Origin of the sequence: Desulfatiglans anilini DSM 4660, from assembly GCF_000422285.1 — a bacterium.
In the GTDB taxonomy this organism is placed as follows: Bacteria; Desulfobacterota; DSM-4660; order Desulfatiglandales; family Desulfatiglandaceae; genus Desulfatiglans; species Desulfatiglans anilini.
The window spans coordinates 1-1,382 of sequence record NZ_AULM01000103.1 but is presented as its reverse complement, the minus strand read 5'-3'; the positions used below and the strand labels follow the sequence as shown (position 1 = coordinate 1,382).

Annotated in this window: 2 protein-coding genes; both read left to right on the top strand. The window is 62.2% G+C overall.

Annotated features, from left to right (window positions below; genetic code table 11):
- A partial coding sequence (locus tag H567_RS0121270) for an NADH-ubiquinone oxidoreductase-F iron-sulfur binding region domain-containing protein (RefSeq protein ID WP_028322925.1) occupies positions 1-963 on the top strand: 963 nt, incomplete at its 5' end.
- A 141-nt stretch (positions 964-1,104) separates the two neighbouring features.
- Positions 1,105-1,382: 2Fe-2S iron-sulfur cluster-binding protein (locus H567_RS0121265; protein WP_161626678.1), on the top strand; the 278-nt coding region annotated here is incomplete at its 3' end.

Sequence of the window (1,382 nt, the reverse complement as noted above, 5' to 3'; positions counted from 1 at the left end):
GGGGGCGGGGCGTTCGTCTGCGGCGAGTCCTCGGCCCTCTTCGCCTCCATCGAAGGGCGGGCGGGCGAGCCCAGGGCGAAATACGTGCACGCGACCGACAAAGGCCTTTTTGACCGGCCGACGTGTTTGAATAACGTGGAGACATGGGCGAACGTCCCCCTGATCATCCGCAACGGCGTTTCATGGTATCGGAACATCGGCACGGCCGGGAGCAAGGGCACGAAGATCTTTTCGCTCGTGGGAAAGATCAACAACACGGGCCTCGTCGAGGTGCCCATGGGCACGACCCTCCGGGAGATCATCTTCGATATCGGCGGGGGGATCCCGGGCGGCCGCCGCTTCAAGGCCGTCCAGACAGGCGGGCCTTCCGGCGGATGCATCCCCGAACAGTTTCTGGACATGGCGGTCGATTTCGATGCCCTGACCGAGATCGGTTCCATGATGGGGTCGGGCGGGATGATCGTCATGGATGAACGGACCTGCATGGTGGATGTGGCCAAGTATTTTCTAAGGTTTATGGAGGAGGAATCCTGCGGCAAGTGTACGCCCTGCCGGGAGGGGATCCTGCAGATGCGGCGCATCCTCGATCGAATCACCGAGGGCGAAGGGAAGATGGAAGACCTGGAGACGCTCACCTGGATGGGGGGCGCGATAAAAGACGGGGCCCTCTGCGCCCTGGGGCAGTCCGCGCCCAATCCTGTGCTCACGACGCTGCGCTACTTCCGGGAGGAATACGAGGCGCACATCCGCGACAAGCGCTGTCCGGCCGGGGTGTGCAAGGCCCTGATTTCCTACGTCGTTGACAGCGAGGCGTGCACGGGCTGCCACGTCTGCGCAAGGGTCTGCCCGAGCGGCGCCATTCAGGGCGAAAAGAAGGAAGTCCACCGGATCGATGCGGCGACCTGTATCCGCTGCGGGGCGTGTTACGAGGCATGCAAGTTCGACGCGATCAAGATCATCTGAAGATCGAATCCCCTTTGAAAGGAATCGGTAAGCGTCCCCTTTCATGTTGGGGCCGGTCGATAGTGTGCGCGGACACAGGCCGTTGATGAAGAACCCTCCTGCAAAGGGATGAGACCCTGTTATGCCGGAAGGAGCAAAACGATGACGGAAATGATCACGCTGACGATCGATGGGCGGAAGATCCAGGCCGCCCCCCATACGACGATCCTGGAAGCGGCGCGCGGAGCCCATATCGACATCCCGACCCTGTGCTACAACGAGTCTTTGACGCCTTACGGGGCCTGCCGCCTGTGCATGGTCGAGATCACCGAGGGGAAGCGCACCCGCCTGGTCGCCTCCTGCATCTACGAGATCTCCGAAGGGCTGGTGGTCGAAACGGATACCCCGCGCGTGCAGAACGTGCGCAGGCTGGTCATGGA